This is a genomic window from Cellulomonas pasadenensis (assembly GCF_047229365.1).
Taxonomy (GTDB): Bacteria; Actinomycetota; Actinomycetes; order Actinomycetales; family Cellulomonadaceae; genus Cellulomonas.
This window is the reverse complement of record NZ_JBFTEP010000195.1, coordinates 1-4,711: the sequence shown is the minus strand read 5'-3', so window position 1 is coordinate 4,711 and position 4,711 is coordinate 1. Positions and strand designations below refer to the sequence as shown.

General features: G+C 76.4%; 3 protein-coding genes. 1 reads left to right on the top strand and 2 read right to left on the bottom strand.

Going from position 1 to position 4,711, the window contains the following annotated elements:
* Positions 1-233: 233 nt before the first annotated feature.
* The gene (locus AB6N23_RS17285) at positions 234-1,739 is read right to left on the bottom strand and encodes a glycosyltransferase family 2 protein (RefSeq protein ID WP_412867209.1); all 1,506 of its coding nucleotides are present in this window, start codon (positions 1,737-1,739) and stop codon (positions 234-236) included.
* Complete coding sequence (locus AB6N23_RS17280; protein ID WP_412867208.1) at positions 1,736-2,080, bottom strand: hypothetical protein; 345 nt, start codon at positions 2,078-2,080, stop codon at positions 1,736-1,738. Before AB6N23_RS17280 ends, AB6N23_RS17285 begins: the two co-directional genes overlap by 4 nt.
* Before the next feature lie 66 nt (positions 2,081-2,146).
* On the opposite strand from AB6N23_RS17280, the gene AB6N23_RS17275 reads away from it, so the two are divergent.
* A complete protein-coding gene (locus tag AB6N23_RS17275; protein ID WP_412867207.1) occupies positions 2,147-4,684 on the top strand; it encodes a glycosyltransferase in 2,538 nt (845 codons plus the stop codon).
* Positions 4,685-4,711 lie beyond the last annotated feature (27 nt).

The following is a 4,711-nucleotide window of genomic DNA, read 5'->3' as shown; positions in this document are numbered from 1 at the left end:
GCTCGAGCACGGCATCGACCTGACGACCGACCTGGTGCCGGTCGCGCCGGCGCAGCACTACCACTCGGGCGGCGTCGGCGCGGTGGTGGCGAAGGTGCGCTGGCGGCTCGCCCGCCGGCGCTGACCCGGCACGGACCCGGCGCTGACCCGGCACGGGCGGCGCATCGGCCGACGCGGGCGTCGCACCACCCGGCGGGCGCCGCCGCACCCGCGAGCGGACGCCGCGCCACCTGTCACCAGGTGGTGCGGTACTCCACGTGCGGGTCGGCGCGCATGGCCGGGTACCAGCGGGCCGCGAGCGTCTGCATCTCCCAGTCCTCGAGCGCGTGGCCGCGGCTCGAGGACTCGTAGTGGTGCAGCACGGCGAACGGGGCCGTCACGACGGCGCGCCCCAGCAGCCGGACCTTGTAGCAGTAGTCCAGGTCGTTGAAGTTGAGCGGCAGGGCGGGGTCGAACCCGCCGACCGTCTCGAACACGTCGCGCGGGGTCAGCAGGCAGGCGCCCGTGACGGCGTCCCAGTCGGTGTCGAGCACCTTCGCGCCGAGCGCGCCCTCACCGTCCTCCTCCGACCCGAGGGCGTGGATGGGGGAGAACGAGTCGTCCACCGTGATCCCGACGTGCTGGACCGTGCCCTCGGCGAACAGGAGCTTCGCGCCCACGGCGCCGACCGACGGGTCGACGGCCACGGAGACCATGCGCTCGAGCCACCGCGGCTCCACGACCTCGGTGTCGTCGTTGAGCAGCAGGATCAGCTCGCCGCGCGCGGCCCCGGCGCCCTGGTTCACGGACGTCGAGAAGTTGAAGTCGCCGGCGACGGGGACGTGCACGAGCCGGTCCCCGAGGTCGGCGCGCAGGCCGTCGAGCACCGCGTCCGGGGTGCGCGCGCTGGTCACCAGCACGACCTCCCAGCGGTCGTAGGTCGTGCGGTCGCGCACCGAGCGCAGGCAGCGCTCGACGAGCAGCACGTCCTCGTCGCCGAGCCGCCGGCGCCCGCCGGCGGTGGGCACCACGATCGACACCAGCGGCGGCTCGGTCACCTCGAGCCACGTGCGCGTACCGCCCGCGGGCGCGTCCTCGACGCGGCCACGGCGGCCGGTCCGGCGCAGCCGGCCCTCGACCGCGGCCCGCAGGCCGGCGGCGTCCGGGTGGGGCGCGTCCGACCGCGTCAGCCCGACGGCCGGCACGTGGACGACCGCGGTCGTGAGCTCGGTCACACGCAGCACGGCGTCGTGCTCCTGCACGTCCTGCTGCGCATCGCCGGGACCCGCGAACCCGCCCGCCCGGTCCAGCAGCTCGGCGCGGTGGAACGCGAGCCGCCCGACGTACGGGAGGGCCTCGAGGAGCCGGGGGAGCAGGTCGGGCTTCATCCGCACGCCCGACCCGTCCGGCGACGGCCACTGCTCGTCGGTGTAGACGAGGTCGGTGGCGGGACGCTCCCCGAGGAGGGTGCGGACCGCGGCGAGCACGCCGGGCTCGAGCTCGTCGCCCGCGCCGACGACGGCCACGAACTGCCCCGCGGCGGCGCGGCGGGCCGCCTCCAGCGGCGGCGCGTCGCCGGCCGGCACCGTGCGGACGCGCTCGTCCGTGCCGACGCCCGTGCCCGCGCCCGTGCCGGTACCCGCGACCACGACCTCCCAGCCGTCGTCGTCCTGCCGGCGCACCGACGCGACGGTGCGCGCCAGCGCGTCGCCGTCCGCACCGGCGTCGACGAGCAGGGACAGCAGCAGCGGCGCGCTCATCGCTGGAGCAGGTCGCCGACGACGCGACGTGCGCGCGAGCGCGCCCTGTCGGCGAGCGGCCGGCGCAGCAGGGCGATCTCGGCGCGTGCCTGGTCGAGCTGGGCCGCGAGCTCGCCGGTGCGCGCGAGCTGCTCGCGCAGGATCGCGTCCCGGACCAGCACCGCCTCGGTGAGCACGTGCCGTGCCGCCGTCGCGGCGGCCAGGCGGTCCTCCAGGGCCGCGAGGGCCTCCAGGGTGGCGCGCGGGCCGTGCGTGCGGCGCAGCGCCTCGTCGTTGTCACGGAGCATCTCGTGCCAGGCGGCGCGCACCTCGACGTGCGCCCCGACCTCCTCGCTGTGCATGCGTGGAGGCTACTCCACGCGCCCCACCTCGTCGGATGACACCTTCGGCTGACCTAGCATGACCGGATGCGAGTGGTCCTGGTGTCTGCGCACTACCCGCCCAACTTCACCAGCGGGGGGACGCTCGTCCCGCAGCGGCTCGCCCGCGGGCTGGCGGAGCGGGGGCACGACGTGGCGGTGTACGCCGGGCACCTCGACCCCGAGGTCGAGCCGCTGACGACGTGGGAGGAGACGGACCCCGCGGGCGTCCGCGTGCGGTGGGTGTCGACGACCCCGTGGACGGCGTGGTCGGACGAGCGGAACTTCGACAACCCCGACGTCGCGGCGGACTTCGCGGCCTGGGTCCGCGAGGAGCGACCCGACGTCGTCCACCTGCACTCGCTCCAGACCCTCGGCGGCGCCCTGGTGCCCGCTGCGCGTGCCGCGGGTGCCGCGGTCGTCGTGACGATGCACGACTTCTGGTGGACGTGCGCCCGCCAGTTCCTGGTCGCGCCGGACATGCGGCCGTGCCCGCTCGTCGTCGACTGCGGCTCCTGCCCCTGCCAGGTGGACCACGGCTGGCTGCTGCAGCGCAACCGGCGGCTCGCCGAGGCGCTGGCGTCGGCCGACCTGGTGCTGGCGCCGTCCGCCTCGGCCGCCGCCGTCATGGCGGCGAACGGCGTGGACCCGGCACGCCTGCGGGTCGACGAGAACGGCGTCCCGGACGCCCGCTCCGGCCCCGACGCCGTCGAGCGGCCCGACGCCCCCGCCGACGGGACGGTCCGCTTCCTGTTCGCCGGCGGCGAGGACCCCATGAAGGGGCTGCCGGTCCTGCTGGAGGCGCTCCCCGAGGTCCGGCCGGCCGGACCCTGGTCCCTCGACCTGTACAACGTGGACCGCCGCGTCGACCACCCGCACGCGCACCCGCGGCCGGCGTACGCCCCCGAGCAGCTCGGCGCCGTGCTGGCCGAGCACGACGTCCTGGTCCTGCCGTCCGTCATGCGCGAGTCGCACTCGATCCTCACGCGCGAGGCGCTGGCCGCGGGGCTCGCGGTCGTCTGCTCCGACTCGCTCGGGCCCGAGGAGGCGGTCACGGAGGGCGTCAACGGCCTCGTCGTGACCGCCGGCGACCCGCACGCGCTCGCGGCGGCCATGACGCGCCTCGTCGACGACCCCGCGCTGCTCGCCGGCATGCGCGCGCAGGCCGTGGAGTTCCGGGCGCGCACGGTCGAGGACCAGGTCGCGGGCACGGAGGCCCTGTACGCGGAGCTGCTCGGCCGGGACGACGACGCGGCGCGGCTGCGGACGTCGCAGCGGGAGCTGGCGGTCGTCGAGGACGACCTCCTGCGGCGCGTCCTGTTCGTCGTGGGCATCGGCGGCGCCCCGCTGCGCTACCGCGCGCAGCTGCCGGCGGAGGCGCTCGCCTCGCTCGGCGTCGAGGCGCTCGTGCACCACTACCGCGACCCCCGCGTCCTCGCGCTCGCCGACGAGGTCGACGCCGTCGTGCTCTACCGCGTGCCGGCGACGCACGAGGTCGTGTCCTTCGTGGAGCGGGTACGCGCGCGCGAGCGTGCGGTGCCGGTGCTGTTCGACATCGACGACCTCATCGTCGACCCCGGCCTGCGTGGCCAGGTCCACGGGCTGGACGTCCTGTCGGACGCCGAGCAGGACCTGTGGTGGCGCGGCGTCGCGCGGTACCGCACGACGCTCGAGCTGTGCGACGGCTACATCGGCAGCACCAACGAGCTCTGCGCCCGCGTCGGCGCGCTCACCGGGCTGCCGACCTACCGGTTCGCGAACGGCGTCGGCGCGGCGCTCGGCCGGGTCTCCGAGCGCGCGCTCGCGGCGCCGCGGACGCCGGGTCCGCTGCGCATCGGGTACTTCAGCGGCACGACGACGCACGACGCGGACTGGGCGCTGATCGAGCCGGCCGTCGCCCGCGTCCTGCAGCGGCACCCCGACGTCGAGCTCTGGCTCGGCGGGCACCTCAACACCGGCAGCGCGCTCGAGGGGCTCGGCGCCCGCGTGCGTCGCTTCCCGATGCTGCCGTGGACCGAGCTCCCGGCGCGGCTGCGCCAGCTCGACGTCAACCTGGCGCCGCTCGTCCCGGGCAGCGTGTTCAACGAGGCGAAGTCGGCGATCAAGTGGCTCGAGGCCGCGCTCGTGGCCACCCCGACCGTGGCCTCGCCCACGGAGCCGTTCCGGGAGGCCGTCGAGGACGGCGTCACCGGCGTCCTGGCCGGCGACGTCGACGAGTGGGAGAAGGGCCTCGAGGCGTTGCTGACCGACGACGCGTACCGGGAGCGGATGGGCGCGCGTGCCCGCCGCTCGGCGTTGCTGCGCTGGGCGCCGTCGCTGCAGGGGCGCGTGTACCGCCAGGTCCTGCGGGACGCGCTCGAGCACAACCTCCGCACCCCGGGCGGGCGCACGAGCACGTGGGAGCCCGTCCTCGACCACGAGCCGTGGGAGCCGGGCGCGGGCGTGTGGGTCGACCCCTACCCGCCGCGGGGTGACGTCGTGGTGCACCACCACCCGCTGCGCCTCAAGGCGATCGCGGCGCGGCGGGTCCTCGCCCAGCACGGTGTGAGCGGTCTCGCGCGCGCGGTGCGGCGCCGGCTCGGCTGAGCCGGCGCCCGCGCCGCCGGGCAGCGG